The organism is Arthrobacter sp. SAFR-044, from assembly GCF_051965175.1.
In the GTDB taxonomy this organism is placed as follows: domain Bacteria; phylum Actinomycetota; class Actinomycetes; order Actinomycetales; family Micrococcaceae; genus Arthrobacter.
Genome location: NZ_JBQCMK010000014.1, coordinates 23,198 through 48,880 on the forward strand (window position 1 = coordinate 23,198; position 25,683 = coordinate 48,880).

A 25,683-nucleotide genomic window follows, 5' to 3' on the forward strand; every position below is an offset into this window, starting at 1 on the left:
TTCGCCTTGCAGCGGCTAGAGAGTCAGTGTCCGGTAGGCGATCCTTAACCGGGCTTGTGGCGCTCGGCAGAACATGCTGCTGTTATGAGGGGACCGGGGCTACGGCAGTCTCACAAAACTGCCAAGGCTTTCCCAGGTTTTGGTCTCGTTGTTGAGGATGGTGGTCGCGGCACCGGATCCTTTTACTTCTCGGAAGCCGTATTGGAACCCCTGGATGGAATATTCCTCGGCCGTACCATCTTTGTGCTGCTGGGGCAACAGGAGTGCGATGTAGTCCTTCCCGACAGTAATTTCGGCGTCCTCCGAATAGGTTTTTTTGATGTATTGGACTCCTGTTGGCTTCTGACCGCCGTTCAGGTGTGCGAACTTGTCCTGTTGCTGGGGATTGAGGCTCTTCCAGTAGTCATCGAAGGAGACGATTCCACCGCCTTTGTTGTAAATCAGCTGTGCGCCGGGCTTCACGTCTCCCTTGTATACGGCCTGGACGGTCATCTTCCCGATGGTTTGGGGGAAGGTGTATTGATCGAAGATGGGGCTGTAGGTGCGCCCGCCGTCTATTGAGTCGATATGCACGCGGGCCACGATGGGGTAGGTGTCATATCCGTAGTACGGGTCGCTCGCGTCCCACATGAAGTCAGCGTCGCTTTCGGAGTCCTGAATTTGGTCAATTGGGATGGCGGCGTACGCATCGTGAGGATTTCCGGGTGCAGCCTGTTCCACCTGCTGGTTCATCCCGTGATCGGCAGCGCTGGGTGGATTCTCTGTGCTGGGCATTTGCAGTGCTACGGCTGCTCCGCTGACGGCCAGAGCAATTACGACACCAGACAGCAGGATCCGTTTGCCCCTGGTGTTTTGAAGGTGACGGTTTTCCGGGGTTCCGCGCTGCGCAACAGCTGTTACCAGCGCTTCGATGGCTGCGCTCCGGGCCGGTGTGAATTGCGGTGAGTCTGGTTTGTTGGTCATGGCTAGTCCTCTTCAGACGTCAATGCAGTCCGCGGCGGCAGGAGCCCAGCAGGTGGGTTCACCAGCCTTGAGAGTTTGCTCTTTGCGCGGGAGAGCCTGGATTTCACGGTGCCTGGAGGAATTCCCAGCAGGGCGCTCACCTGCGACGTACTCATGTCCTCATAGACACACAGCGCGATGATCTCCTGGTCCTGCCGACCCAGTGAGCGGTAAGCGCGGTGCAGAAGCTGGGAACGGCGGTCCTCGTCAACTGCTTCTGCGACGGAGTCACTGTGATCCGGCACTGCCGGGCTCTGTGGAAGTTTCCGCAACAGGCGTTCATAGCGAAGCGTGGATCTTTTCTTGTTCCTGGCAACATTTGTGGCAGTTACCAACAGCCAGCCGAGCATCGACTCGTCCACCAGTCGCACTTTGGATCTGCATCGCCACGCTTCAAGGAACACCATTGCTGTCACGTCTTCAGCTTCAAATGTGGTCCGTACCAGCCGGAGGCTGTGAACAAAGACCCGGTCCCGGTGGCGCTTAAAAAGGGAAGCAAAAGCAGGGCCGTCGCCGTCCATGGCGCGCTGCCAAAGCTCCTTGTCTGTAGATGAATCTTTGCTGTCCCCCATGTCTATAAGTGTCCGGCACCCCGACCGCGGTTCCATCAAAACGGCGAGGCATTTCTAATCGCGCTACTTGCGAGGATTTGGCAGTTGTTTGGTAAGTCCCGTGAGGGCTTCTGTGCGCCTGCTCATCCACTTGGCACCGCCCGGAAGCCGGTCCACCACCGACAGGCATTCCGTCCTGGGAAGCGTTCATCGAAATTCCCGCCGGCCCAAAGTCTCTTGGGTTCCCGTAAGACCGCCCCCAAAACTGCCCGGCTATGGGGCCGCAGAGACTACACACCGGAGCATCTTCAGAACACCGGCATTGACCGAGCGCTGGGACTACTCCAACAGCCTCCACCGGAGGCCCGTCAAGGACAGGTGTCTTCGCTCTCGAACCCATGTCCTATAAGGAAAGGCGCGCCGAGAGCTAATGGGAATATATGTTCGATAGTTTCAGTGTAGCCCCGGGCGCCGACAACGTGCAGTCCCGCTCGTGGGGGACTAGGCTCAGGCCACGTCTGCTTTGGGGGGAAGCGATGCGATTAGTACGGCGTAGGTGGATTGCGGCGACGATGACGCTGGGACTGGCGGGGTGCGGGTACGCTCCTCCTGCCCGCCGGCCAGCGTCTTACCACCGGCGCCCCGGTAGTCCTCAAGGGCACTCGCGCGCCGGCCGATGAAAGCCTGAGCATGTGCCTGAACTACGCACGGCTCCTCTCCGTGGAATCGGCGAACGCGAGCCAATCGCCCACGTAGACTTGCAGGATGCGGTTGGTAGCAAGCGATATTGACGGAACGATCCTCGGACACGACGGAAAAATCAGCGACCGCACCATCCGTGCCTTCCACGCCTGCCGGGATGCCGGCGTCGAACTGGTGTTTGTGACCGGCCGCCCGCCCCGCTGGCTGCACCCGCTTGAAGAACAGCTGGGCCACACCGGCCGCGTGATCTGCTCCAATGGCGCCGTTGTCTGGGACCTCGAGGCCGACCGCCTGGTCTCCGCCCGCACGCTTGCCATCGACACCGTCCTGGAAGCCCGCCGGATCATCAAGGCGCTCCGCCCGGCCGCGCTGTTCGCAGCGGAAACGCTCACCGGCTTCCATTTGGAACCGGGCTTCATTGAAAACGACTCCAGCGAACTCCTCGCCGAATTCACCCCCGCCCCGCTGCGGGACACCCTCACGAGCGATGATTCCGTGGTCAAGTTCCTCGCCATCGTCCGGGACGGCACCCCCGACGACTTCCTGGCCGAGGTGGCGCCCGCCGTCGAACACCTGGCCGCCACCACCCACTCCTCGCCGGGCATAGCCATGCTGGAACTGTCGCTTCCCGGCGTGAACAAGGCGGTCACCCTCGCTGAATACGCGCGCGCCCTGGGCATCGAAGCCGCTGACGTGGTGGCCTTCGGTGACATGCCCAACGACATTGAGATGCTCCGCTGGGCCGGTCACGGGTACGCGATGGCCAGCGGCCACCCGGAAGCCATCCGCGCGGCAGGACAGCAGGCTCCGCATTTCGACGACGACGGCGTGGCCCAGGTTCTGGAGGCCCGGCTCGCCGCCCTGGGCGTCCAGCTTTCCTGACCCTGCTTTCCTGCCCCTGCCTTTGCTGGATGCCGCGCCCCCATTTTCACAGCTTGCGCTCACCTGCCGTTTACCTTGCCTCCGTAGCGTGAAGCCTGGAGAGCAGGCACCCTCCCGCCGGCTCAAAGGGGGCAATAATGGCACGAAACGTCAGGCAGCAGGCGGGCGATGCGCCGCTGCGCAAAGCAACGCCCGCTCCGCACTGGAAGCAGCTGCGCCAGGGTGACCGGGTCCGGGTCCTGTTCGCGCCCGGTTTCCAGGCAGGCGGCGTGGTGGACACCATCACCGCGGACCACACAGCTGTATGGATCCACCTGGACGGCGGCCGCGGGCGGACGCTGCTGCACTGCGGCGACGGCGTGGACATCCTCCCCTGCGGGGAGACCGCCTGCCTGGACTGACGGCAGGTTTCAATCGCCTGAGCAGCGGTAGGCTCGGGGTGTGAGCCTGCCTTTCTTTGAGCACCCTGACGACGCCGGGCGGCAGCTCCCCATTGCCATGGCCCATCGAGGGTTCTCGGCTGAGGGCCTGGAAAACTCCATGGCAGCGTTCCGTGCCGGCGTCGAACTCGGCTTCCGCTACCTTGAAACGGACGTGCACACCACAGCGGACGGCGTCCTGCTGCTCTTCCACGATGAAAGCCTGGACCGGGTAACTGACGGCAACGGCCGGGTCGCGGAACTGCGGGCCGTGGACGTCGCCAAGGCCCGGATCAACGGACGCGAGCCCATCCCCACGTTCGACGAACTGGTCACCGAGCTTCCCGAAGCGCGGCTGAACCTCGACGTCAAAGACTGGGGCTCGGTCCACAGCACTGCTGCCGCCATCGAGCGGCACCAGGTGCACCACCGGGTGCTGGTCACCAGTTTCTCGGACCGCCGGCGCCGGGCGGTCCTGAAACTGCTCAGCAGGCCGGTTGCCTCATCCGCCGGAGTGGCCTCAAACGCCCTCTTCACCCTGCTGGGCCCTGTGCTTCCCCGCAGGGTGTTCCGGCGGTTGATGCGCCGGGTGCTCCGGGACGTGCACGCGCTGCAAGTGCCCGTCCACTATGGACGTGTCCCCGTTGTCACCGCCGGCTTCATCCGGCGCGCCCATGACCTTGACCTGGTGGTGCACGTGTGGACCATCAACGATCCAGGCGAAATGCACCGGCTCCTCCAACTGGGCGTGGACGGCATCGTCACGGACCGGGCAGACCTGCTCCGCGACGTGCTGCAGGTCCGCGGCCAGTGGCCGGACAGGCCCGGGCGTGCCAGCCCGCCGCCTGGGCCGGCTGCCTAGGCCCGGTCTGTTTCCGTGGGCGCCGTGGCGTCGCCGGCCAGGCCGCCGTCGTCCGTCCCGCCGCCCTGCTCCCGGTCGTTGTGCGCCTTGTCGTTGTCTGTCTCATCGACGTCCCCGCCGAGCGGACTGTTGGATACCGGAGCCGGGGCGGCCCCGGTCTTGAGGCCGGGCGCCTTCTGCTTCTCCGCCTCCATCGCGTTTGAGCCTTCGCTTAGGGATGAGTGGACTTCCACGTCATCATTGGGGTCTGCGGGGTCCGGCACGTCCGTCTTCTCCGTCGGCTTGGATGTCCCGGCCAGGTCTTCCATGGCGTTTTCTGCTGCCTTGCCGATGCTGTCGCCGATTCCCATGTGACTGCTCCTTTCGACATTGCATGCCGGCCGCCCCAGCGGCGAACCGGCCCTACTCCTCCAGAATTATCAGCATGCTTACAATTAGTCCAGTGCTGGGGAATGAACCGCAGCCGGAAAGGAAGGAAGGCAATGAGCACTTACCATCCGGAAAATGACCCCGCGAACCCCGACCGTCCGGGGAAGGAAGACGTGGGTGCCGCCCAGCCCCACCTTGCGCAGCAACGCAGCAGGGAGTCGGCCGGTTCGCCAAACCCGGACCCGGCAGAAGGGAACGTCACCGGCCTGGAACCGGGCGGGGGAGTGCCGCCGGGAGAGACGCCGCCGGCGGAGGACCAGATGAGCAGGGACCAGGGCCACTCCGAATGACTCCTGGGCGTGGAGCGGGGCGGCGCGCTCAAGGCCCGCCGCCCCGGCGCCTGCGTCACCTTCTCAGGACGGCTGTTTTCCCGGCGGGATGGCCCGTGATTCCCCCGGCCCTGCCAGATGGCGCTCCAGTCCGTCCATATCAAGGCGCGTGTTCCAGTTGGCCCAGTCCCTGGGGCGCACCGACGGCCGGCCCAGCAGGTACCCCTGGCCGGCGCTGATCCCCAGTTCGGTGAGGACCTTGAGCTCACCCACGGTTTCGATGCCCTCGGCCACCAGGGTGATGCCGACCTGGTCGGCGAAGTCCACCAGGCAGGCAGCCAGTGCACGCTGGAGACCGTCGTTGTCGACGTCGCCGATCACGTTGCGTCCCACCTTGAGGAAGTCGGGCCGCAGGTGGACCATGCGGCTCAGCGCACCGGCACCGGTGTGGGTGTCGTCGACGGCGATGCGCAGCCCTTTCTCCCGCAGCGGATTGATTGCGGAGAGGAACTGCAGGTATTCCTCTTCCGGAATGTCCTCGGTTAATTCGAGCACCACCCGGTGGATGGGCAGTTCAATGTGGTCGAACAGCTCCGGAAGCCGGGGGTCCATGCAGGACGTGGGCGAAATATTGAGGGACACATAGAGGTTCTCAGGCAGGTCCCTGGCCGCCGCTGCCGCGGATCCCAGCGCCGAGAACTCAAGGTTGGCGCCCAAACCCACGGCGGCAGCCTCGGCAAACCACAGCTCGGCCGCCGCGCCGTCGTCGCTGACGAAGCGGGAGAGCCCTTCGGCGCCCACCACGGTTCGTCCTTCCAGTCCGTAGATGGGCTGGAATGCGGTCATCAGCATATGGTTTTCGAGCAGCGCGCTGATCCGGGAGGTGCTCCGGATGGCGTCCAACTGCTCCGCGAACTGCGGCGGGAGCGCCGGTGGTGTGAGGCGCATGTCCCGGGCGCTCTCCAGCGTTTCCACCATGTTGGCGTCACTGCGCCGGGTCTCCAGGAGATACTCCAGCAGGGCCCGCTCCGGCACGCCGGGATTCTCATCGAGGGTGTTGCTCAGCCGCTGCCGGACGGCGGCTCCCGCAGGATCCGTATCCGCCAGCACGGCGGCGATAATTCCCCATGCCTGTACCCGAACCGACATTAGCAACGCCCCCAGTTGACGAAGTAATGACCCGATGGCCCAATAGTGTTCAAATGTCCAAACGCCTTATAAAAGAACGGTGCTGCCAACCTGATTTCCAAGGCGGCGAAAAACCAGACACCGCACGCTGATCGTATAACGGCGGCCGCAAAAGTGCAGCAGTTTTTGCGTTACTGGTTAGCGCTTTCCTGCTGGTCAGCCAGCAGTTCCGGAATCCGGTCCGGGGGAACGGGCCGGCTGAAGTAGTAGCCCTGGGCACTCCGGCAGCCCAGGCCGCGCAGGATTTCCGCCTGCTCGGCCGTTTCAACGCCCTCCCACACCGCTTCCAGCCCGCATGCCCGCACCAGCTGCAGGACCGCTGCCACCAGGGCGGGCTGGTTGGGGTCGCTCTCCAGCCCGGTGATCAGCGACCGGTCAACCTTGACCCGGTCCACCGGCAGCCGGCGGAGGTAGCTGATGGACGAGTAGCCGGTGCCGAAGTCATCGATCTCGATGCCCACGCCCAGGCCGCGGAGGCCGCCCAGCGAATACCGGTCCAGCTCATTGCCTTTGACGATGGCCACTTCCGTCAGCTCCAGGACAACCTGTTCAGGCCTGACCCCGGTCTCCTGGAGTGTGTTGCGCACGTCCTCGATGAACTGCAGGCTTTGCAGGTCGGTGGCGGAGATGTTGATGCGCACGGAGAACCTGCTGTCCACCAGGGTGGCATCAATCCAGGCCCGCAGCTGCTTCACCGCGGTCCTGAGGACCCAGAGGCCCAGTTCCGAGATCAGTCCGGCCTCTTCGGCAAGAGGGATGAACTCATCGGGCATGATGAATCCGCGGGTGGGGTGGTTCCACCGGACCAGCGCTTCCACGCCCTCGATCCGTCCGGTGCCCAGCTCCACCACCGGCTGGTAGTACAGCGTCAGCGCGTCGTTCTTGATGGCGGCCCGCAGGTCATCCACCAGCTGGCTGCGGAGCCGGCGCATCAGCAGCAGTGCGGGCTCGAACCGGTGCAGCTTGTTCTGCCCTTCGGCCTTGGAGGCATACATGGCGACGTCCGCTTCCATCAGCATGTCCTCCGGGCTCTGGCCCGCGCTGCCCACGCTGAGCCCGATGCTGGCACCGCAGCGCACGCTGCGGCCTGGGAGCTCAACGGGTTCCTTGAGGGACGCCAGGATGCGGTGCGCCACGATGGCCGCCTGGTCTGCCGAGGCGGAGGGCATGACGATGGCGAATTCATCGCCACCCAGGCGGGCAACGACGTCGGACGAGCGCACCGCGGCCCGAAGCCTGTCACCCACGGTCACCAGGACCTGGTCACCGGCCGTGTGCCCCAGGCTGTCGTTGATGGATTTGAAGGCATCCAGGTCCATCAACAGGATGGCCGGCCCTTCCTCCGCCCGCTCGCCGTCCGCCGCGGCCCGGGCTTCCAGCGGGGCGCGGAGGGCCTCGAGCAGCGCCGACCGGTTGGCCAGTCCCGTCAGCGGGTCCTGCATGGCCATCTTCTGCATCTCAAGGTGCGCCTCGTGAAGAAGCTGGGTCCGGACCTGGACCCGCTGCTCGAGTTCCTCGTAGATGACCTGCAGGTCTTCAGCCAGCAGATTGGTGCCCATGATGATCGCATCGAGCTCGTCCCGGGCCGGGGACACCTCTATCCGGGACGTAAGGTCGCCGGAGGCAAGCCGGACAATGCCTTCCAGGAGCTGGGAGAGCCGGGGATCGTCATCGGCAAACATGCCAGTCCTCCTTCGGCGCCTAGTTGGCCTGGACGCGGTCGGTGCCGAGGGGAAGGCTGACCGTGACGGTGGTCCCGGTGCCCAGGGTGGAGGCGACGTCGATCCGGCCGCCATGGCGGTCCACGATGTCTTTTGAGATGGCAAGGCCCAGCCCTGTTCCAGGGATGGCGCCGTTCATCGCGTTGGAGGCCCGGTAGAACCTGGTGAACACGTGGTTGATTTCGTCCTCCGAGATGCCGATGCCGGTATCGGCGACCCGCACGGTGGCCCACTTGGAGCCATCGGCCGTGGCATGGGATTCGCTGCCCACCTCGATCCGGCCGCCGCTGGGCGTGAACTTGATGGCGTTGGAGACGAGGTTGGTGAACACCTGCTGCAGCTGCACCTCATCGGCGAGTATTTCCGGGTCCTCCGGAACCGGGTCCACCTCGATGGTGACGTTCTGGAGGGTCGCCAGCGGGCGGAGCGCCGCGGCCACCAGGTCCAGCGTGCGTCCCAGGCGCACCGGCGACAGCTGCATTTCGGCGGTGTCCAGGCCGCCGCGGGAGACGCTGAGCATGTCCTCGATGAGCGTCCGGAGCCGTTCGGTGTTGCGGACCACGATGTCCAGCATCTGGTGGACTTCCTTGGACACCGGGTGCTCGGTGCTTTCCTGGATCATGTCCAGGTACGCCATGATCGAGGTCAGCGGCGTGCGCAGCTCGTGGTTCACGGTGGCCAGGAAATCTGTCTTTGCCTTGTCGAGTTCGCGCAGCTGCTTCACCACCTGCTGCTGGCTGCTGATCAGGTGGCTTTGGATGAGCCCGTAGGCCGCGTTTCCGGCCACGTGCTGGATCAGTCCCAGTTCGGCGCTGGACCACGTCCGGGGGCGGTCCATTGTCGCGATCCAGATGATGCCCAGGGAGGACTTGCCTTCGCCGATGGGCACCGCCAGGGTGGAGGCCGCTCCCGCGACGGCCCGTGCCGGCTTTTCGTCGGCCCTGGGCTCGGTTTCGTTGCCGTCCGCGGACAGTGTCTCTGTTCCGGCCCAAAGCGCATCGGCCGTGGCCCGCGCCTCGTCCTCGCCGGGAAGGGCCTCCCGGGGCAGTTCCGCCAAGCCCTGCCGGTGCCAGCTGGCGGTGATCACCGGGACGCGGTGGTCCTCGAAGGTGGCCAGGACAACGTGGTCGGCCTTAAAGGTCCGGCCGAAGCCGGAGACCACGTGGTTGGCGATTTCTTGCGGATCGTTAGTGGCGCGGACCGCGGCGGAGACCTCACGCAGCTGCTCGCGGAGCCCCTCGGCCTCCTGCCGGGCGGCACGGCGCCGGGCCACCTGCTCGATGAGGACGGATGCGCGGTGCACCAGCTCTTTGGGCTCCGGCGGTTTGGTGATGCAGTCGTGGACGCCAGGGGGGTTGGCTGCGGCTGTCTCCTGCGGATTGTCCAGGTCCACCATGACCAGGACGGGGACCGCGGACTGGGCGGGGGACAGAAGCGCGTCGGCGACGACGACGGAGGGTTGGCCCGCGTCCAGCAGCGCGGCGAGGCCGTCCGCGTCCGTTGCCTCCAGGACGCCGTACCCGGCGTCCCGCAGTGCCTGGGCATTGCGGGCCAGCCGGCCGGCGTCGGGATCGGCGACGACGGCGGTGCGGGCCAGGCGCACGCCACTCGGCACAGCCGTCACAGTGTTCCTTTCCTCCCAGTTGAGTACATTCTAGGGGGACGCAGGCCGAGCCGGTCCAGACCGGGCGCACCCGCGGTTCGACGCTCCGTCATCGCCACCGCGGGGAGACGCGCCGTAAGGCGACTGAAGCGGCGTGGGTTGGCCTGGGTGGACCATATATTTGAGCGGTGTCCTCCCCAACGAAGTCGCCGCGGTCCGTCCTGCAGAAGTACCTGATGATCCCCAAGCTGGTCAGGTTGTCCCGGGGCGCGCCAAAGGACCGGCACAAGGCATGGGATGCGTACTGGGCGGGCATCACGGCCACGGGTCCGGGCGGCGAGGTCTTGTGGGATTCGGGCAGCGACCATGAGTTCCTGGGCTACAGGGACAGCCTCCTGCGCTACCTGGACCCTGCGCTTCCCGTGGTGGACGCCGGCTGCGGACACGGCAGCTTCACCCGGGCCCTCGCCGGCGTCTTTCCGCGGGTGGTCGGCGTGGACGTGTCGCCGCACGCTGTTGCCAGGGCCCGCGTGGAGTCCGCCGGAACCGGCAACATGGCCTTTGAGGCACGGGACATGACGGCGGAAGGCGCCGGGGCAGCCCTGGCAGAGTCCATCAACGCTGACACTGACGGGGCCAACGTCTTCATCCGCGGCGTCCTGCACGTCCTGGCCCCGGCACACCAGATGGCGCTCGTCGAGAACCTCCGGTTCCTGGCTGGCCGCCGCGGCACCGTCTTCATGGCGGAAACCAACTTCCAGGGGAACCCGGTGGAATACGTGTCCCATCTCGGGGCAACCACCCGGGGCATTCCGGCGCCGTTGGAGCTGGCCATCCGCGGACTTCCCATGCCGGGGCACTTCGGCCCCGAAGAGCGCGGACTTGCGTTCCCGGCGTCGGACTGGGAACTCCTTGAAGATGGCCACACGGCCATTGAAACCAACCCCGTGACAGGTGTGCCCGGCCAGGACCGGGTGCCCGGTTACTACGCCATCGTCCGCCCCTGCAGGTAACCCTGCCCGCAGGGTTATTAATATCCCCGCAGACTTCCGCAGGCAGTCCGCAGATCACCTTCCTTCCCCTTGACAGGGAAGCAGATCCAGAGGCTCCATGGTAAGTAGACTTACTAGTTAGCCGAGGCGAAAGGAAGGCCGCTGTGGCAGAGGATAAAGGCAATAGGGCCCGCAATCCGGGCGGGGAAGGGGACGAAGAGGATCTGGGCGCCGGTCCCGAAGGCGGGAAGATCCGGCGTGGACCCGAGTCCTCGAAATCCCTGAAATACTCGCAGGAAATCACCTCGCCGGATGACGAGCCGGAACGCGAAGGCCGCAGCCTGGCCACCACCCACCACGAAGCCATCAGGCAGTGGGCGGAGGAACGCGATGGCGTTCCGGCCACGGTGGAGGGCACGGAGCACGGCGACCATCTCGGAGTGCTCCGGATCGACTTCGGTGGCAAGGACGACAAGCTCCGCCACGTCAGCTGGGAGGAATGGTTTGACACCTTCGACTCCCGGAAACTGAACTTCATCTACCAGGAACAGCGCAGCGACGGCACCCAATCCAACTTCTTCCGGCTGGAAAACCCCAACCGGGAAGACGCCTAAGCCGCACCCGCGCCCCAGCGTCCCCGGGCACCGGATTACCTTCCGGGGCCGCTGCACCGGCCGCCGGCGCAAGACCCACAGGAACGATCATGACCAGCCTCATTCCGTCCGGCGAACTCCGCCGGATGCTGCTGCCCCCCACCTACGGACGGCACGTCACCTCCGCCACCGAATTCACCATCCTTTCCGTGGAGGTATGGGCCTCCGGGTTAGTGGTAAACATCCACCTTCCCTCTGACGACGCCCCCGAGCCCCGGCTTATGCTGCAGGACCACTTCGGGACCGAATACACGCTGCAGGAATCCGCCACCGTCGGCAGCCGCAACCTGCAGGTCTTCACCCCATCGGTGCCCCCCGGCACCAGGAGCCTGACCATCAGGTCAGCCGACGACGCCGACGGCCGGCCCGTCGTGACCTTCGCGGTGCCCCTCATGGCCGTGCAGGAAGACCGGCGAAACCTGGCGGCGGAAGGCCGCGAAACCTCCACCGCCGCCGACGACGAGTCCTACCAACCCGACCTCCGACGCCCCGCCTGACCTACCGAAAGGTCCGCCATGCCCGACACCAGCAACTTCACGCCCTCCACCGCCATTGTCACCGCCTCCGACTCGGGGATCGGCAAGGCAACAGCTGTTGCGCTGGCCCGCGCCGGAATGGACGTGGGCGTTACCTGGCATACGGACAAGGCGGGTGCGGAGGGAACGGCCGAAGAGATCCGCAACCTGGGACGCAGGGCCGTGGTCCGGCAACTGGACACCACCGAACTCCGCGGCGCGGCGGCCGTCATCGACGACCTTGCCGCAGAACTGGGCGGGCTGGACGTTTTCGTGAACAACGCCGGCACGGGGGCCAACACCAGGTTCCTGGACATGGGCATCGACGACTGGATGCGGATCCTGGACACGAACCTCAACGGGGCATTCGTCTGCCTGCAGGCCGCGGCACGCCGGATGGTCGCGGCCGGCAAGGGCGGGCGCCTGGTGGCGGTCTCCAGCGTGCACGAGTTCCAGCCCCGCGTCGGGTCCTCCGCTTACGACGCGTCCAAGCACGGACTGGGCGGCCTCATGAAAACGCTGGCCCTGGAGCTGGGACAGTACGGGATCACGGCCAACACGGTGGCGCCCGGCGAGATCGCCACGCCCATGACAGGGCAGGAGGACCAGGATCCGACGACGACGGAGCGCCCGGGGGTGCCGCTGGGCCGGCCGGGCCATGCGCGGGAGATCGCAGACGTCATCGCCTTCCTCGCCTCGCCCGCCTCAAGCTACGTGACTGGGGCCGCCTGGGTGGTCGATGGCGGCATGCTGCAGATGGGCCCCCAGGCGGGTTCGCACCTTACGGGCAACGAGTGGCGGGAAGGCTAGGCGGTTCCAGCCGCCAGGCAGTCCGCATTGCGGATCTGGCAAGCGCTTTCCGAGTCCGTGCTGGCATGATGGAGCGCATGCGCATTCTTATCGCTCCGGACAAGTTCAAGGGGTCCCTGACCGCAGCCGAGGCCGCCGCCGCCATTGCCGAAGGGGCGCTGCGGGTTTACCCCGATGCCGTCGCCACCCAGTTCCCCATCGCCGACGGCGGGGAAGGAACCCTGGAAGCGGCCGTCGCCGCAGGCTATGAGGAGCGGCTGAACGCCGTGGTGGGCCCCATCCTCGCCCCGCTCGGCGCCGCCTGGGCCATCCACAAGGGAGGCGACGGCAAGGTGACGGCAGTGATCGAGACGGCGCAGGCGTCCGGCCTGGCGGACATGGAGCCGACCCCGGAAAACTCCCTCCGCGCCCACAGCTACGGCTGCGGCCAGCTCATTGCCGCGGCCCTGGATGCCGGTGCCACCGAGATCGTCCTGGGGCTGGGCGGTTCGGCCATGACCGACGCCGGCAGCGGCGCCCTGCGCGCCCTGGGCCTGAAACCCCTGGACTCCGCGGGCAACGTGGTGCCCCTGGGCGGCGGGTCGCTGGCCGACGTCGTCGCCCTGGACATGAGCGGGCTGGACCCCCGGCTCTCCGCAACCACTTTCCGCATCGCCGTCGACGTCCAGAACCCGCTGTACGGGCCATCCGGCGCCGCCCACGTCTTCGCCCCGCAGAAAGGTGCGGACCAGGAGACCGTGGAAATGCTCGACGCCGGGCTGCGCAACTGGGCGTCAGTGCTGCGGGAAAATACAGGCCGGGACGTGAACGTCCCCGGCGCCGGCGCCGCCGGCGGCTTCCCGGCGTCGTTCCTTGCCTTCACCGGCGCCACGCTTGAAGGCGGCTTTGCACTGGTGGCCGGCCTCACCGGACTGGCCGGCCAGCTGGACCAGGCGGACCTGGTGATCACCGGGGAGGGGTCCATGGACTCCCAGTCGCTGACCGGCAAGGCGCCGATCGCGCTGGCCGACGCGGCCCGTGAACGCGGAATCCCCGTCATTGTCGTGGCCGGCAGGATCCTGGTGACCTTCGATGACCTCGCCGGGCACGGAGTGGTGGCCGCAGCCCAGTTGCTGGATGTGGCATCCAGCCCGGATGATGCTGTGGCGAACGCCGGCAAGTACCTGGCCTGGGCAACCAGCCAGGTACTTGAGGGCGCCTAACCCACGATCGTGGTGTTGCGTCGCCGCCGGAAGATGAGGATGGCAATCACCACCAGGACGGCCACGCCGGCGACCACCCACGGGGTGTAATTCAGGCGGGTGGACTCATTCTGCGCCGACTCGCCGGTCCCCGGATTGGCCGGACCTGTGGACGCGGTATCCCCGGGAGAAGGCGTGGGAGAGGTGGCAGCGGCCCACGCCCCTCCTGAGGATCCCGAGGCCACCCGTTCCGGGAGTGCCTGGCCGGTGGCGGACACGGGCGCCGCAGCGGTGGCCGTGCCGGCAGCAAGGGCCGGGGCGGCCAGGAGCAGCAGGGCCAGCAGGGTGGTTCGCACGAAAGTTCGCATACAGTCTCTCCTCTTTGAGCGTGGCTGGTTGGGTTGAACCGGGGCCTCAAGCACCGGTTTCGTAGTGGGGTTCTGCAGTTGGCTTTGATTCCGGGGACCCCTTTTCCCGGAGGTAAACCGACGCGCCCACCAGGACGGCGACGGCCAGGAACTCGCTTTGCCAGTTCTGGAAGGACTCGAACCAGAAGCGGCTGGTGCCCAGATACTGCAGGAACGATATGGCGGGCTGGCCATGGCTTTGCTGATCCTGGTTGTACTCGTCGACGCCTCCTGCCGCGTGCAGGAGGAACGAAGCCAGGAACAGCACGAAGAACATGATCGACAGGGAGTGCTCATACAGTTTGAGGGCGGCGCCGCCGCGCCGGACCGGCCACGGGGTGGCCCTGCTGATGGAAGCGTGGCGTGGATCCTCATCCTGCGGTGCCTGCTGGCCCATCGGTTTGGACTCGGATGAGCCCTTCTGGAACAGGAACACTGTCAGGACCACGTACATGGCCATCTGCAGGAACTCCGATTCCCAGTTCTCAAAGGTCGCCTCCACGAAGGCGCCCGTTCCCAGGAACTGCAGGACCGATACCGCAGGTTCCCCGTGAGCCTGCTGCTCATCGCTGTAGGACGCTGCGCCGGACAGGATCATCCCCACGAAAAACGCGAGGAAGAGGCCCGCGTTGGCCAGCAACAGCCCATGCTCTTTGGCCCATTTACGCATTTCTCACTCCTTAGCTTCGGCGGCCGGGAGCATTTTCCCCGAGGCCCGCTTATTCAGGCGCAGCGGCACGAACACCAACATGACCACCATGACGCCCAGCAGTGCGCCACCGGCTGTGATTCCGGCCGAACGTCCAACTGCCACGTCGAAGACAAGGGCTGCCGTCCCCGCGCTCAACAGGGCAATGCCTCCGAGCGCGATTTTGGTGATGGTGTCCGCGCTCGAGACCAGTGTTTCCTTCAGCCGTTTGCGGAAAAGCCGGCGGTGCACACTCACCGGGAGAAGGATGAACGCGGTGGTCAGGGCCGCGATCACCACATTGGTGAGGTAAAGGCCCACTTCCCAGTCGTCCAGCTTTTCAAACCGCTGCTGGAACGGCAGGGTCAGCAGGAAACCGGCCAGGATCTGCACGCCGGTCTGGAGCACCCGCAACTCCTGCAGGAGTTCCGCCCAGTTACGGTCCAGCTGCTCCTCGCGGGTCTCGTTCCGTCCCGTTCGGCCGGTGTAGTCCTCAACTTCGGACATCTGCCCTCCTCGCTCTTCCCGCCTGGTCCAGGCCTTCTTTCTACTCCTCCCGTACCCAGAAACAAGGCAGGCCGTTGCGCCTTCTCCAACATTTGATAAGTTTACTGATTATTACCCGCGGTGGTGGACTTGGTCTTCTGCCCGGGATAGCTTCAAAGGGCCGGAGCACGGCGGGCTCTTCTACATCGACACCGGTCAACCGACAGCAGGCAGGCGGACTATGAGCGACACGGACAAGCAGACAGACCAGCCAAAAGATCCGCGCGGCGGCTACCACTCCGGCCCGTTCCCGGAGCAGGAACAGAAGCAGCCCGGGCTCACGGCGCCAATGGATCCCAAACCGGACCACGGGGAGCACAGCTACAAGGGAAACGGCAAGCTCGAGGGAAAAGCGGCACTCATCACCGGCGGGGACTCCGGCATTGGAAAAGCTGCAGCCATCGCCTTCGCCCGCGAGGGTGCCGACGTCGCCATTTCCTACCTGCCAGAGGAGGAAGACGATGCCCAGGACACGGCAGAGTGGATCAGAAAAGCCGGGCGGCGGGTGCTTCTCTTTCCCGGGGACGGGCGCGAAGAGCAATTCAGCACCCGCATCGTAGAGGAGACGGTGGCCGAATTCGGACGCCTCGACGTCCTGGTGTTGAACGCCGCGTACCAGAAGAACCGCGAAAGCCTGGAGTCACTTCCCACCGAGGAGTTCGACCGGGTTTTCCGCACCAACCTTTACTCGCTGCTGTGGTCCGCGCGGGCGGCGGTACCGCACCTGAAGGCCGGTGCTTCGATCATCACCACGGCCTCCATCCAGGCCTTCAACCCGTCACCCGGGCTGATCGACTATGCCATGACCAAGGCGGCGCAGGTGGCGTTCACCAAAGCCCTGGCCCAGGAGCTCGGCCCCAGGGGAATCCGCGTCAATGCTGTGGCCCCGGGCCCGATCTGGACACCCTTGATTCCTGCCACCGAGTGGCCGGACAAGCTCCCGTCCTTCGGGCAGGACACGCCGCTGGAACGGGCGGGACAGCCGGCGGAACTCGCCGCGGCCTATGTGCTGCTCGCATCCGAGGACGGCTCCTACATCTCCGGCGCAGTCCTGCCGGTCACCGGCGGCAAGGGACTCTGAGCAGGACGGGGCAGCATCACGGCGGCAGTGCCAAGAAGACCAGCAACATCGGCAACGAACAACAGGAGGAAGCATGACGCAGGAGAACCAGCAGGCTGAACCCGAGTCCGCCCCGGGCGGCTACGGCACCCCCACCGCGGAACAGGAAGCGGCAGGCACCCAGGGCGGCCAGCAGTCCGGCGGGGGAGCGCAGCAGTCCAGCGGCGGCACTTCTTCAGGCGGCGCGGACACCAATGAACCGCAAGCGGGAACGGGCCAGAGCCAGGTCCCGCATGACATGGACCTTCCCTCCAGCGCCGCGGAGATCGACGAGTCGAACGACGATTCCCAAGGATCGGCGCCGGTCTCATCCGAGTCCGGCCAAGAGGCCACGGGCATTCCGGACGGCAGCGGAAACGACCTTCCGCAGGAGGAATCGCCCAATGACGACGACGAAAGCTTCGACGCCGGGTAAGCCAGCCTGAGCCAGGGCCCCTGTTTTTGTCGCCTTTGACGGTGGCCGAAGCGGGGCCCTTTCGCCGTTCCGGCAGGGCAGGCCTACGGGCATACATCCAGCCCCGCTGGGTACGGAACACGGGAAACCAATTCGCCGGCCAGCGGCAGCCGCAAGCACCTTGTGCTGCCCGCCGGCGCCAACTTCAAAGCCAGGAAGGTGAACCGTGGGCATGAGGTTTTCGGAGCAGTGGGCCCGGCAACCAGACGGGCCGGGCAAGGTGGCGGTGGACGTCCTGGTGCCCACCTGCAACCGGCCGGCCGAACTCGCCGTCACCCTCGCGGGACTGGCCGCACAGCAGGAACCTGAGTTCGCCGTTGTGGTCAGCGACCAGTCCGCGGGGCAACCGGCCTGGGAACACCCTGCCGCCGCAGCTATGGTCCGGGTGCTTGAGGCACAGGGCCGCCCCGTCACGCTGCTGCGCCACCTCCCGCGCCGTGGACTTGCCGAACACCGGCAGTTCCTGCTGGACCAGTCCACCGCGGACCAGTGCCTCTTCCTGGACGACGACGTCTGGCTGGAACCCGGTGCCCTGGCACGGCTGAGCCAGGCGCTCGACGAACTCCAGTGCGGCTTTGTGGGAATGGCGCCCCAGGGCCTGTCCTTCCTTGACGACCACAGGCCGGAACAGGCGGCAAACTTTATGGCCTGGGACGGCCCCGTGACCCCGGAACGCGTCCGTCCGGGCACCCCGGAATTCGAACAGTGGCCGCTGCACAGCGCCGCCAACCTCAGCCACCTCAGCACGGAACTGTCGCTGCAGCCAGGCCAGTGGGTGCCGTACCACGTCGCATGGCTGGGCGGCTGCGTGCTCTACCGCAGGGAGGCATTGCACGACGCCGGCGGGTTCCGTTTCTGGAGCAGCCTCCCGGCTGACCACGCCGGGGAGGACGTGGTGGCGCAGTGGCAGGTAATGGAACGGCATGGCGGTGCGGGCATCCTGCCCTCCGGCGCGGTCCACCTGGAGTCGCCCACGACCGTGACGGACCGTCGGGTGGAGGCCCACGACGTCGTCCTGAAGAAGGACTCGGTCTGACCAGCCCCTAGTGGCCGGGTGTGGCGGCGAGTTTCAGTCCGAATCCCACCAGGACGGTACCGGTGATGCGGTCCACTACCTTGATGCTGCGGGGACCCTTAAGCCACTTCGAGGCGAGCTGCGATCCGAAGATCAGCAGGGTGAACCAGGCCATGGTCAGCAGGCAGTGCACACCGGCCAGCACCACACCCGACAGCAACGGTGAGGTCCCGGCAGGGATGAACTGCGGGATGGTGGCGATATAGAACACCCCTACTTTGGGGTTGAGCAGGTTGGTGCCGGCACCGGTCGCCCAGCCCCGCACCAACTGCCCGTTCCCGGCCACCTGGACCGCGGCCGCTTCGGATGGCGTTGCCTCTGCCCCTGCCTTTGCCCGGCTCTTCCACAGCAGGGACGCGCCCAGCCAGACCATGTACGCAGCGCCGGCCAGGGTCAGGGCGCGGTAGGCAATTTCGGAGGCTGCCAGCAGGGCCGATACGCCGACGGCGGCCGCCACTCCCCAGATCATGGCACCGGTGCTGATGCCCAGGGCGGTGGCAAAGGCGTAGCCCCGCGACCTGGTGATGGACGAACGCAGCACGAGTGCGGTGTCGATGCCGGGAACCAGTGTCAGGAGTCCTGCCACTACGGCGAATGAAAGTACGGCCTGGGTAAGAGTCACCCTTCCAGAATAAAGGGGCCGGCGGCTGCCTCAGTTCCCGCTGCCAGGCACGCCCGAGGCGTCCAGCGGGTACGCCACATACGCGAAACGGTCCGAATCCGGCGACCAGCTGTTGACATTAAGGGTGCCCTGGCCGCCGAACACCGGCCAGGTGTTCAGCGGCGTGGCCCAGTCACTGGTGGAGACAAGGACGACGTCGACCGGCAGGTCCGCGGGGTGGCCTTGGGTTCCTGCGGGGAAACGGACGTAGCTCGCAAGGCGGCCGTCGGGGGAGAGATGCGGAAACCAGTCCACAGTGCCGCTCTTCAGGAGCTGCTCGAACTGACTGCCGCCGGGCGGACGCGGCCAAGCTGGGCGTGTCCGGGAACCATGGTGAAGGATTCGGTATTCAGGTACAGCCAGGTTCCATCCGGGCTGTACTCCGGCCCGTCGCAGTGGCCGGGTCCGACGTCGACCGTTGCGGCAGCACCGCCGTCGGACGCCGTGGTCATCAGGCGGCCCGGCCGCGTGAAATCCCCACCCTCAATCCCGACATAAGCGAGGTGCTCGCCGTCGGGACTGACGCCATGCAGGAAATGGAAGCAGCCGTCGTCGTCGGTGATCCTGGTGCCCCGGCCGCCAGCCAGCGGCGCACGGTAGATGTGCCCGTCGTCAGCCGAAAGGAAGATGGTCTCACCGTCTGGTGCCAGCACATGGTCGTTGTTAAGGGCCGGGACGCCGGTGAGCGGGACCTCGGAAAGGGACCGGTCAGCCAGGCTCAACGTCCAGAGCCTGCCATCCCCGTTGAGGATGAGTGCCTGGCCGTCGAACGTCCAGTTAGGTGCCTCGAGAAGCATATTCTCCGTGGAGTATGCCAACTCGGGTTTCCCCGGAACCGCTGCAATCCATACCTCGCAGCGCTGGCCCGGCCGAAGCCTCCGCACGGGTCAGTCCTTGCTGCTGAAGGCGGCGTCGAAGCTGGTTTGGGAGGCGGGGAAGTCGTATTTCTTGAGTGCTGCGAGGGCTTCGGGGGCGCCGTGGAGGCGGTCCATGCCGGCGTCTTCCCATTCGACGCTGATGGGGCCGTCGTAGCCGACGGCGGCGAGGGCGCGGAACGAGGCTTCCCAGGGGACATCGCCGCGGCCTGCGGAGACGAAATCCCAGCCGCGGCGGGGGTCGCCCCAGGGCAGGTGGGAACCCAGGACGGTGTTGCGGCCGGTTTGGCGGATCTTGGTGTCCTTGCAGTCCACGTGGTAGATCCGGTCCTTGAAGTCCCAGATGAAGGAGACGGGGTCGATGCCCTGCCACATCATGTGCGAGGGGTCCCAGTTCAGGCCGAACGCTTCGCGGTGGCCGATGGCTTCGAGGGTGCGGACGGTGGTCCAGTAGTCGTAGGCGATTTCGGAGGGGTGGACTTCATGGGCGAAGCGGACGCCGTTTTCGTCGAAGACGTCCAGGATGGGGTTCCAGCGGTCGGCGAAGTCCTGGTAGCCGGCGTCGATGACTTTTTCCGGGACGGGCGGGAACATGGCGACGTACTGCCAGATGGCGGAGCCGGTGAAGCCGACGACGGTGTCCACGCCGAGGGCCTTGGCGAGCCGGGCGGTGTGTTTCATTTCCTCGGCGGCGCGGGTGCGGACGCCTTCGGGGTCGCCGTCACCCCAGACCTTGGACCCGACGATGGCCTGGTGGCGGAAGTCGATGGGGTCATCGCAGACGGCCTGGCCCTTGAGGTGGTTGGAGATGGCCCAGACCTTGAGGTTGTATTTGTCCAGGATTTCGAGTTTGGAGTCGACGTAGCCGGGTTCGTCCCAGCGCCAGGCGTCCAGGTGGTCTCCGGAGACGGCGATTTCGAGGCCGTCGTAGCCCCAGCCGGAGGCAAGTTTGGCGACTTCTTCGAAGGGCAGGTCGGCCCACTGGCCGGTGAACAGGGTGAACGGGCGGGGCATGCGGGGCTCCTTGACTGAAGGCTGGGCTGGCGGGCGCGGCTGGTGTGCGGCGCTAGTGGCGGACGACGGTGAGGGTGCTCTTGTTGGCTGCGGATTCCTCCACGGCGTCCAGGACATATTGGACGTTCAGTCCTTCTTCGAACGACGGCGAAGGCTGGGTCCCGTCCTTGATGGCGGTGAGGAAGTCGCGGACCTGGTGGGTGAAGGTGTGTTCCCAGCCGATGATGTGGCCCTGCGGCCACCACGCTTCGAGGTAGGGGTGCTCGGGCTCGTTGACCAGGATGCGGCGGAAGCCTTGTTCGCGCACTGGGAGTGTCGCGTCGAGGAAGCCGAGCTCGTTGAGGTTTTCCAGGTCGAACAGGAGACTGCCCTTGTCGCCGTAGACCTCGATCTGCAGGCTGTTCTTCCTGCCGGTGGCCACCCGGGAGACCTCGACGGAGGCGATGGCCCCTGAGGTGAGGGACAGTGTAGCCCAGGCGGCGTCGTCGACCGTCACGTCCTCGGTTCCCTCTGACCCGGGGCGCTGGCTGACGAAGGTGTTGAGCCGGCCGGAGACTTCGGTGACCTGGCCGCCGAGGAGGAACAGGACCTGGTCGATGGCGTGGGAGGCGATGTCGCCGAGGGCACCGGACCCGGCGGTTTCCTTCCGCAGCCGCCAGGTCATGGGTGCCTGGGCGTCGGCGAGCCAGTCCTGCAGGTAGGCGGCCCGGACGTGCCGGACGGTGCCCAGCCGGTCTTCGGCGATCAGTTCTTTCGCGAGGGCCAGGGCGGGCACGCGGCGGTAGTTGAAACCGATCATGGACTGCACACCCCGGGCGCGGGCCTTCGCCGCTGCGGCGGTCATGAGTTCGGCTTCGGCCAGGGTATTGGCGAGGGGTTTTTCCACCAGCACGTGCTTGCCTGCCTCCAGGGCGGCGATGGCGATCTCGGCGTGCATCCAGCCCGGCGCGCAGATGTCCACGATGTCGATGTCATCCCGTTCGATCACGGTGCGCCAGTCAGTGGCTGATTCGGCCCAGCCGTACTTCGCAGCGGCCTCAGCCACGGCGGTGGCGTCCCGGCCCACGAGGACCTTCTGCTCGAAGGCCGGGACGTCGAAGAAGCTGGCCACATTCCGCCACGCGTTGGAGTGGGCCTTGCCCATGAAGGCGTAACCGATGGCGGCCACACCCAGCGGGCGGGAGGCCGGGCGGGAGGCCGCCCGGGAGGCCGGGGATTCTGACGGGTGTGCGGGTGCGGTCATGATGCGTTCCTGCGTGCTTCCTGCTGGCTGGACGGGTGTTGCCGGGTTAGATGGTTGCGGTTTCCGGCGCCCAGTCCTCGGGGAGGGCGGGGGATGCCGGGGCCGAACTCTCGACGTTGACGAACGTGCCCGAATCGACTGATTCCGAGATGGAGACCATGGTGTCCAGGACGTGGTAGGCCAGCTCGCCCGTGGCGCGGTGCGCGACGCCGGCGCGGATGGAGCGGGCCATGTCCAGGACACCCATGCCGCGGCCGTTGGCGGGTCCGGTGGCGGGAACTGTGGTCCAGTCCTCGTCGCCGGCGCGCCAAAGCTTGATGTCGCCGGTGAAGTAGTTGGGGTCCGGCAGTGAGATGGTGGCTTCGGTTCCGGTGATCTCTACGAAGCCCATCCTGGTGCGGGGGGATTCGAAGGAGAAGACGCTGTGCGAGGAGGCGCCGGATTCGAACTGCGCCATCGCGGAGACGTGGGTGGGCACCTCGACGGTGAACTCCTCGCCTGCCTTGGGCCCGGACCCAATGACGCGCACGTCCTTGGATTTGGAGCCGACGGCGGCTACCTTGCGGATGGAGCCGAAGGCCTGGACCAGGGTGGTCAGGTAGTACGGGCCCATGTCGAACAGCGGGCCGGCGCCGTGCTGGAAGAGGAAGGCCGGGTTCGGGTGCCAGGATTCCGGGCCAGGGGTCTGGAACGTGGTCATGGCCGTCAGGGGAGTGCCGATGTCGCCGCGCTGGATCAGGCGCAGGGCGGTCTGGATCCCGGCGCCGAGGAAGGTGTCCGGTGCGCAGCCCAGGCGGATGCCGGCGGCGTCGGCGGTCTTGAGCAGGCCGAGCCCGGATTCGCGGTCCAGGGAGAAGGGCTTTTCGGTCCAGACGTGCTTGCCGGCGTTGACGGCTGCTGTGGCCACCTCCACGTGCGCGGCGGGGATGGTGAGGTTGACGATGATTTCGACGTCCGGGTGGTCCAGGGCCTTGTCCACCCCGCCCCATTCGGGGATGCCGTATTCCTTGGCGCGGGCTTCGGCGGCGTCCTCGAACAGGTCGGCGATGACGTGGACCTTGAGGTCCGGGAACGCCGTGAGGTTGTCCAGGTACTGCTTGCTGATCACGCCGGCGCCAATGACGCCTACGCCTACCGGGCCGCTGCGGGCCGGCTTGCCTGCGGGGGTGCTCATGCGTTGGCTCCTTCGGCTGCGGTGTTGGTCTCCAGGAAGGCAAGGCTCTGGGCGATGCCCTCGAAGATGTCGCCGTCGTAGTCGTCAAACTCCACCACGCCCACCTCGAGGGACTTCGCGGCTGCGATGACGTCAAGGACCGGGACCTTGCCCTGTCCGGCCGGCTGCTGTGCCTTGTTGTCCCTGGTCAGGGGGCCGTCCTTGATGTGGATGAACTTCACGCGGTCACCGAGCTTGGCGAGGATATCGATGGGGTCCTGGCCGCCGACGGCCACCCAGTAGGTGTCCACTTCCAGGACCAGTTCCGGATCCAGCAGGGACTCGAAGTACTCCAGCGCGGTGCGTCCCTCGATGGTGGACTCCAGTTCCCAGGCGTGGTTGTGGTAGCCAACCCGGATGCCGTACTCCGCGCCCTTCTTTGCGGCGGCATTGAGTTTCTCCGCGGTGGACTGGATGTCCTCGGCCTTCTGCCAGTGCTCGGCAGGCAGGAACGGATCGATGACCGTGGTGATGCCCAGTTCCTTGGCCGCGGCGAAGATCTCGTCCTGGTCCTGGCTCAGCAGCGGCGCGTGGCCCGACGGTGCGGTGAGGCCGTTTTCCTTCAGGGCGGCGCCGAGTTCCTTGGCGGTGGCCACGAAGTTGTAGGGCTCAACCTGGGTGTAACCGATCTCTGCAACCTTCCGGATGGTGCCTGGAAGGTCCTCGGCGATTGCGTTGCGCAGGGTGTAGAGCTGGAGTGAGTAGGACATGGTTTTCCTTAACGTTCTGTGGTGGGTCGTTGTGGGCTTGTGTCAGCGGCCGGCGAGGGAGCCGCCGATGCCGCCGACGCTGAAGTATTTGTTCAGCGTGGCGAAGACGATGACGGGCGGGAGCATCATGACCACGGCCAGGGCCATGACGGATGTCCAGTCCGTGGCGTTCTGCTGGAAGAAGGACTGCACGCCCATGGGAAGGGTGAAGATTTCGTTCGAACGCAGGAACACGATGGCCACGAGGTAGTCGTTCCAGGCCAGGAGGAAGGCGAAGATCGCGGTGGAGAGCACGCCGGGAAGGGAGTTCCGGAGGACCACCTTGGTGAAGGAGCCGAAGACCGAGCACCCGTCGATCCAGGATGCTTCCTCAAGGCTGATGGGGATGGAGTCGAAGTACGCGGCCATCATCCAGGTGGCCACGGTCATGGTGGAGCCCACGTAGATGATGGTCAGGCCCAGGAGGTTGTCCACCAGGCCCATGCCGGCGAACAGGATGAACAGCGGCACCACGGAGGTGATGATGGGCAGGGACTGCATGACGAACAGCAGCAGGGAGTACCCGGAGACTGCCTTGCTGCGGCCGCGGGAGAGCACGTAGCCGGCCGGGGCTGCCACGGCCACGGAGACCACCACGGTGGAGAGGGTGGTGACCAGGCTGTTCTTCAGCCAGGTGGCGGCCAGGGTCTTGGAGAAGACGCCGCTGAGGTTCTCGAACGTCAGGCCGGTGGCGGTGCTGTTGGGGCCCGGGGTGAAGGCGAGCACCACGGTGACCATGATGGGAATCAGCACGATCGCGGTGATGATGAGGATCGCGGTGAACCGCCACCAGCGGCCGCGCTGGCCCGCTTCGGAGAGGACCCTGCGTCGCTTGCCGGTGTCGACGCCGAGCGCGGGGCCGGATTCTGCGTGGGCGTGAAGGACTGCGCTCATTATTCGACGCTCGACTTTCGGATCTGGCGGTACAGGATGACTGAGATGACCACCAGGGTCATGGTCATGAGGAAGGCGATGGCCACGCCGGGGCCGGTGGCGAAGTCCTGGAATACGGTCCGGTAGGCCAGGACCACCAGGGAGGTGGTGGCACTGACGGGCCCGCCGCCGGTGAGCAGGTAGATGGTGGGGAAGTCGTTCACGCAGAAGATGGTCATCAGGATCCAGCTGATGTACGTGGACCGTGCAATCAGCGGAAGGGTGATCTGGCTGAACTGCTGCCAGCGGCTGGCGCCGTCCATGCTGGCTGCTTCGTAGACGGTGCTGTCCACGGAGGCCAGGGCGGCGGAGATCATCATCATCATGAAGGGGAAGCTGACCCAGACCTTGAATACCATCACCGTTACGGAGGCCAGGGTGGGATCCGCCAGGAAAAGCGGCGTACCCATGCCCAGGCCCCGGAACAGGGACGGGATCAGGCTGTCCGGGGTTGCCACCAGCCAGTTCCAGGCGGTGGAGGACACCACGATGGGCACCACCCAGGGCAGGAGGAGCAGGACCTTGAAGGTGTTGCCGGCCGGGATCTTGGTGCGCAGGAGCAGGGCGAGGCCCAGGCCCACGAGCCAGGACCCGAAGACGCCCACGATGGTGAACCACAGCGTGAACTGGGCAGCTTTCCAGAACGCGGGCGAGCCAAGGACCGTGGCAAAGTTCTGCGCGCCCACGAAATTGCCGGTCTGGAGCAGGTTGCCGTCATGCGTTGCCTGGACGGCGGCATAGATCAGCGGGTAGCCGTGGATCAGGACAAGCAGGACCACGGAGGGAAGCAGGAGCCAGAAGAAGGTCCTGGTTGCCTGTGCCGATAGCTTGCTCTTGCGTTTGCCGGGGGCGGCCCCGGACCCGCCGGGGGCAAGTCCCCGGCGGGCCCTGGACAGGCCGGACTGTGCGGTGGTGCTGGACATGGC

At 66.1% G+C, this 25,683-nt stretch carries 30 protein-coding genes; 12 read left to right on the top strand and 18 right to left on the bottom strand.

Features of this window, described 5'->3' with window-relative positions; translation table 11 throughout:
• Window positions 1-99 precede the first annotated feature (99 nt).
• Both ACTHQS_RS18040 and ACTHQS_RS18045 read right to left on the bottom strand, forming a co-directional pair.
• Window positions 100-963, bottom strand: coding sequence for a hypothetical protein (locus ACTHQS_RS18040; RefSeq protein WP_440171635.1), 864 nt, complete (start codon window positions 961-963; stop codon window positions 100-102).
• 2 nt (window positions 964-965) lie between these two features.
• On the bottom strand, window positions 966-1,574 hold the full coding sequence (locus tag ACTHQS_RS18045) for an RNA polymerase sigma factor (RefSeq protein WP_440171637.1): 609 nt from the start codon (window positions 1,572-1,574) through the stop codon (window positions 966-968).
• A gap of 744 nt (window positions 1,575-2,318) precedes the next feature.
• On the opposite strand from ACTHQS_RS18045, the gene ACTHQS_RS18050 reads away from it, so the two are divergent.
• From ACTHQS_RS18050 to ACTHQS_RS18060, 3 genes are all read left to right on the top strand, one after another.
• The gene (locus tag ACTHQS_RS18050) at window positions 2,319-3,137 is read left to right on the top strand and encodes an HAD family hydrolase (protein WP_440171639.1); all 819 of its coding nucleotides are present in this window, start codon (window positions 2,319-2,321) and stop codon (window positions 3,135-3,137) included.
• A 137-nt stretch (window positions 3,138-3,274) separates the two neighbouring features.
• Window positions 3,275-3,538 (top strand): hypothetical protein, encoded by a 264-nt coding sequence (locus ACTHQS_RS18055; RefSeq protein ID WP_440171641.1) that lies wholly within the window; start codon window positions 3,275-3,277, stop codon window positions 3,536-3,538.
• A 40-nt stretch (window positions 3,539-3,578) separates the two neighbouring features.
• Complete coding sequence (locus tag ACTHQS_RS18060) at window positions 3,579-4,418, top strand: glycerophosphodiester phosphodiesterase (RefSeq protein ID WP_440171643.1); 840 nt, start codon at window positions 3,579-3,581, stop codon at window positions 4,416-4,418.
• On the opposite strand, the gene ACTHQS_RS18065 is transcribed toward ACTHQS_RS18060, so the two are convergent.
• The gene (locus tag ACTHQS_RS18065) at window positions 4,415-4,768 is read right to left on the bottom strand and encodes a hypothetical protein (RefSeq protein WP_440171645.1); all 354 of its coding nucleotides are present in this window, start codon (window positions 4,766-4,768) and stop codon (window positions 4,415-4,417) included. The genes ACTHQS_RS18060 and ACTHQS_RS18065 overlap by 4 nt on opposite strands.
• Window positions 4,769-4,900: 132 nt before the next feature.
• On the opposite strand from ACTHQS_RS18065, the gene ACTHQS_RS18070 reads away from it, so the two are divergent.
• Window positions 4,901-5,137, top strand: a complete 237-nt coding sequence (locus tag ACTHQS_RS18070) for a DUF6480 family protein (RefSeq protein WP_440171647.1) — start codon at window positions 4,901-4,903, stop codon at window positions 5,135-5,137.
• Between the two features lie 63 nt (window positions 5,138-5,200).
• On the opposite strand, the gene ACTHQS_RS18075 is transcribed toward ACTHQS_RS18070, so the two are convergent.
• The 3 genes from ACTHQS_RS18075 to ACTHQS_RS18085 form a co-directional block, all read right to left on the bottom strand.
• Window positions 5,201-6,265: an EAL domain-containing protein gene (locus ACTHQS_RS18075; RefSeq protein ID WP_440171649.1), complete on the bottom strand. Its 1,065-nt coding sequence runs from the start codon at window positions 6,263-6,265 to the stop codon at window positions 5,201-5,203.
• A 170-nt stretch (window positions 6,266-6,435) separates the two neighbouring features.
• Window positions 6,436-7,986, bottom strand: a complete 1,551-nt coding sequence (locus ACTHQS_RS18080; protein WP_440171651.1) for a putative bifunctional diguanylate cyclase/phosphodiesterase — start codon at window positions 7,984-7,986, stop codon at window positions 6,436-6,438.
• A 19-nt stretch (window positions 7,987-8,005) separates the two neighbouring features.
• Window positions 8,006-9,649, bottom strand: coding sequence for an ATP-binding protein (locus tag ACTHQS_RS18085; RefSeq protein WP_440171653.1), 1,644 nt, complete (start codon window positions 9,647-9,649; stop codon window positions 8,006-8,008).
• Window positions 9,650-9,864: 215 nt separating this feature from the next.
• Here ACTHQS_RS18085 and ACTHQS_RS18090 point away from each other — a divergent pair, with 215 nt between their 5' ends.
• The 5 genes from ACTHQS_RS18090 to ACTHQS_RS18110 all read left to right on the top strand — a co-directional run bounded on the left by ACTHQS_RS18090 (window position 9,865) and on the right by ACTHQS_RS18110 (window position 13,800).
• Window positions 9,865-10,641, top strand: coding sequence for a class I SAM-dependent methyltransferase (locus ACTHQS_RS18090; protein ID WP_440171801.1), 777 nt, complete (start codon window positions 9,865-9,867; stop codon window positions 10,639-10,641).
• 143 nt (window positions 10,642-10,784) lie between these two features.
• Entirely contained in the window at window positions 10,785-11,234 is a 450-nt protein-coding gene (locus tag ACTHQS_RS18095; protein WP_440171655.1) for a hypothetical protein, read from the top strand.
• 89 nt (window positions 11,235-11,323) lie between these two features.
• Window positions 11,324-11,770 carry a hypothetical protein gene (locus ACTHQS_RS18100; protein ID WP_440171657.1) on the top strand — a complete coding sequence of 149 codons (447 nt, stop codon included), beginning with the start codon at window positions 11,324-11,326 and terminating at the stop codon, window positions 11,768-11,770.
• 18 nt (window positions 11,771-11,788) lie between these two features.
• On the top strand, window positions 11,789-12,598 hold the full coding sequence (locus ACTHQS_RS18105) for an SDR family oxidoreductase (RefSeq protein WP_440171659.1): 810 nt from the start codon (window positions 11,789-11,791) through the stop codon (window positions 12,596-12,598).
• A gap of 77 nt (window positions 12,599-12,675) precedes the next feature.
• Window positions 12,676-13,800 carry a glycerate kinase gene (locus ACTHQS_RS18110; protein ID WP_440171661.1) on the top strand — a complete coding sequence of 375 codons (1,125 nt, stop codon included), beginning with the start codon at window positions 12,676-12,678 and terminating at the stop codon, window positions 13,798-13,800.
• On the opposite strand, the gene ACTHQS_RS18115 is transcribed toward ACTHQS_RS18110, so the two are convergent.
• The 3 genes from ACTHQS_RS18115 to ACTHQS_RS18125 are packed head-to-tail and all read right to left on the bottom strand — an operon-like array spanning window position 13,797 to window position 15,381.
• Complete coding sequence (locus ACTHQS_RS18115; RefSeq protein WP_440171663.1) at window positions 13,797-14,147, bottom strand: LuxR family transcriptional regulator; 351 nt, start codon at window positions 14,145-14,147, stop codon at window positions 13,797-13,799. The two genes, ACTHQS_RS18110 and ACTHQS_RS18115, sit on opposite strands and share 4 nt — an antisense overlap.
• Window positions 14,148-14,193: 46 nt before the next feature.
• Window positions 14,194-14,856: a DUF6766 family protein gene (locus tag ACTHQS_RS18120; protein WP_440171665.1), complete on the bottom strand. Its 663-nt coding sequence runs from the start codon at window positions 14,854-14,856 to the stop codon at window positions 14,194-14,196.
• Between the two features lie 3 nt (window positions 14,857-14,859).
• Window positions 14,860-15,381 (bottom strand): DUF6328 family protein, encoded by a 522-nt coding sequence (locus ACTHQS_RS18125; protein ID WP_440171666.1) that lies wholly within the window; start codon window positions 15,379-15,381, stop codon window positions 14,860-14,862.
• Between the two features lie 220 nt (window positions 15,382-15,601).
• On the opposite strand from ACTHQS_RS18125, the gene ACTHQS_RS18130 reads away from it, so the two are divergent.
• From ACTHQS_RS18130 to ACTHQS_RS18140, 3 genes are all read left to right on the top strand, one after another.
• The gene (locus ACTHQS_RS18130; RefSeq protein WP_440171668.1) at window positions 15,602-16,501 is read left to right on the top strand and encodes an SDR family oxidoreductase; all 900 of its coding nucleotides are present in this window, start codon (window positions 15,602-15,604) and stop codon (window positions 16,499-16,501) included.
• Window positions 16,502-16,574: 73 nt separating this feature from the next.
• Window positions 16,575-16,955 carry a hypothetical protein gene (locus ACTHQS_RS18135; protein ID WP_440171669.1) on the top strand — a complete coding sequence of 127 codons (381 nt, stop codon included), beginning with the start codon at window positions 16,575-16,577 and terminating at the stop codon, window positions 16,953-16,955.
• A 211-nt stretch (window positions 16,956-17,166) separates the two neighbouring features.
• A complete protein-coding gene (locus ACTHQS_RS18140; RefSeq protein ID WP_440171670.1) occupies window positions 17,167-18,030 on the top strand; it encodes a glycosyltransferase in 864 nt (287 codons plus the stop codon).
• A 7-nt stretch (window positions 18,031-18,037) separates the two neighbouring features.
• Here ACTHQS_RS18140 and ACTHQS_RS18145 read toward each other — a convergent pair whose 3' ends face one another.
• From ACTHQS_RS18145 to ACTHQS_RS18185, 9 genes are all read right to left on the bottom strand, one after another.
• Window positions 18,038-18,691 (bottom strand): LysE family translocator, encoded by a 654-nt coding sequence (locus tag ACTHQS_RS18145; RefSeq protein ID WP_440171672.1) that lies wholly within the window; start codon window positions 18,689-18,691, stop codon window positions 18,038-18,040.
• A gap of 30 nt (window positions 18,692-18,721) precedes the next feature.
• Window positions 18,722-18,985: a hypothetical protein gene (locus ACTHQS_RS18150; RefSeq protein WP_440171674.1), complete on the bottom strand. Its 264-nt coding sequence runs from the start codon at window positions 18,983-18,985 to the stop codon at window positions 18,722-18,724.
• Window positions 18,986-18,996: 11 nt separating this feature from the next.
• Window positions 18,997-19,527 carry a TolB family protein gene (locus ACTHQS_RS18155; protein WP_440171676.1) on the bottom strand — a complete coding sequence of 177 codons (531 nt, stop codon included), beginning with the start codon at window positions 19,525-19,527 and terminating at the stop codon, window positions 18,997-18,999.
• 90 nt (window positions 19,528-19,617) lie between these two features.
• Entirely contained in the window at window positions 19,618-20,619 is a 1,002-nt protein-coding gene (locus ACTHQS_RS18160; protein ID WP_440171678.1) for a sugar phosphate isomerase/epimerase family protein, read from the bottom strand.
• Window positions 20,620-20,671: 52 nt separating this feature from the next.
• The gene (locus tag ACTHQS_RS18165; protein WP_440171680.1) at window positions 20,672-21,862 is read right to left on the bottom strand and encodes a Gfo/Idh/MocA family protein; all 1,191 of its coding nucleotides are present in this window, start codon (window positions 21,860-21,862) and stop codon (window positions 20,672-20,674) included.
• A 46-nt stretch (window positions 21,863-21,908) separates the two neighbouring features.
• Complete coding sequence (locus ACTHQS_RS18170) at window positions 21,909-23,036, bottom strand: Gfo/Idh/MocA family protein (protein WP_440171682.1); 1,128 nt, start codon at window positions 23,034-23,036, stop codon at window positions 21,909-21,911.
• Window positions 23,033-23,785 carry a sugar phosphate isomerase/epimerase family protein gene (locus ACTHQS_RS18175; RefSeq protein ID WP_440171683.1) on the bottom strand — a complete coding sequence of 251 codons (753 nt, stop codon included), beginning with the start codon at window positions 23,783-23,785 and terminating at the stop codon, window positions 23,033-23,035. The genes ACTHQS_RS18170 and ACTHQS_RS18175 overlap by 4 nt, the downstream gene beginning before the upstream one ends.
• Window positions 23,786-23,827: 42 nt before the next feature.
• Window positions 23,828-24,718 carry a carbohydrate ABC transporter permease gene (locus tag ACTHQS_RS18180; RefSeq protein WP_440171685.1) on the bottom strand — a complete coding sequence of 297 codons (891 nt, stop codon included), beginning with the start codon at window positions 24,716-24,718 and terminating at the stop codon, window positions 23,828-23,830.
• Window positions 24,718-25,680: a carbohydrate ABC transporter permease gene (locus ACTHQS_RS18185; protein ID WP_440171687.1), complete on the bottom strand. Its 963-nt coding sequence runs from the start codon at window positions 25,678-25,680 to the stop codon at window positions 24,718-24,720. The genes ACTHQS_RS18180 and ACTHQS_RS18185 overlap by 1 nt, the downstream gene beginning before the upstream one ends.
• Window positions 25,681-25,683 lie beyond the last annotated feature (3 nt).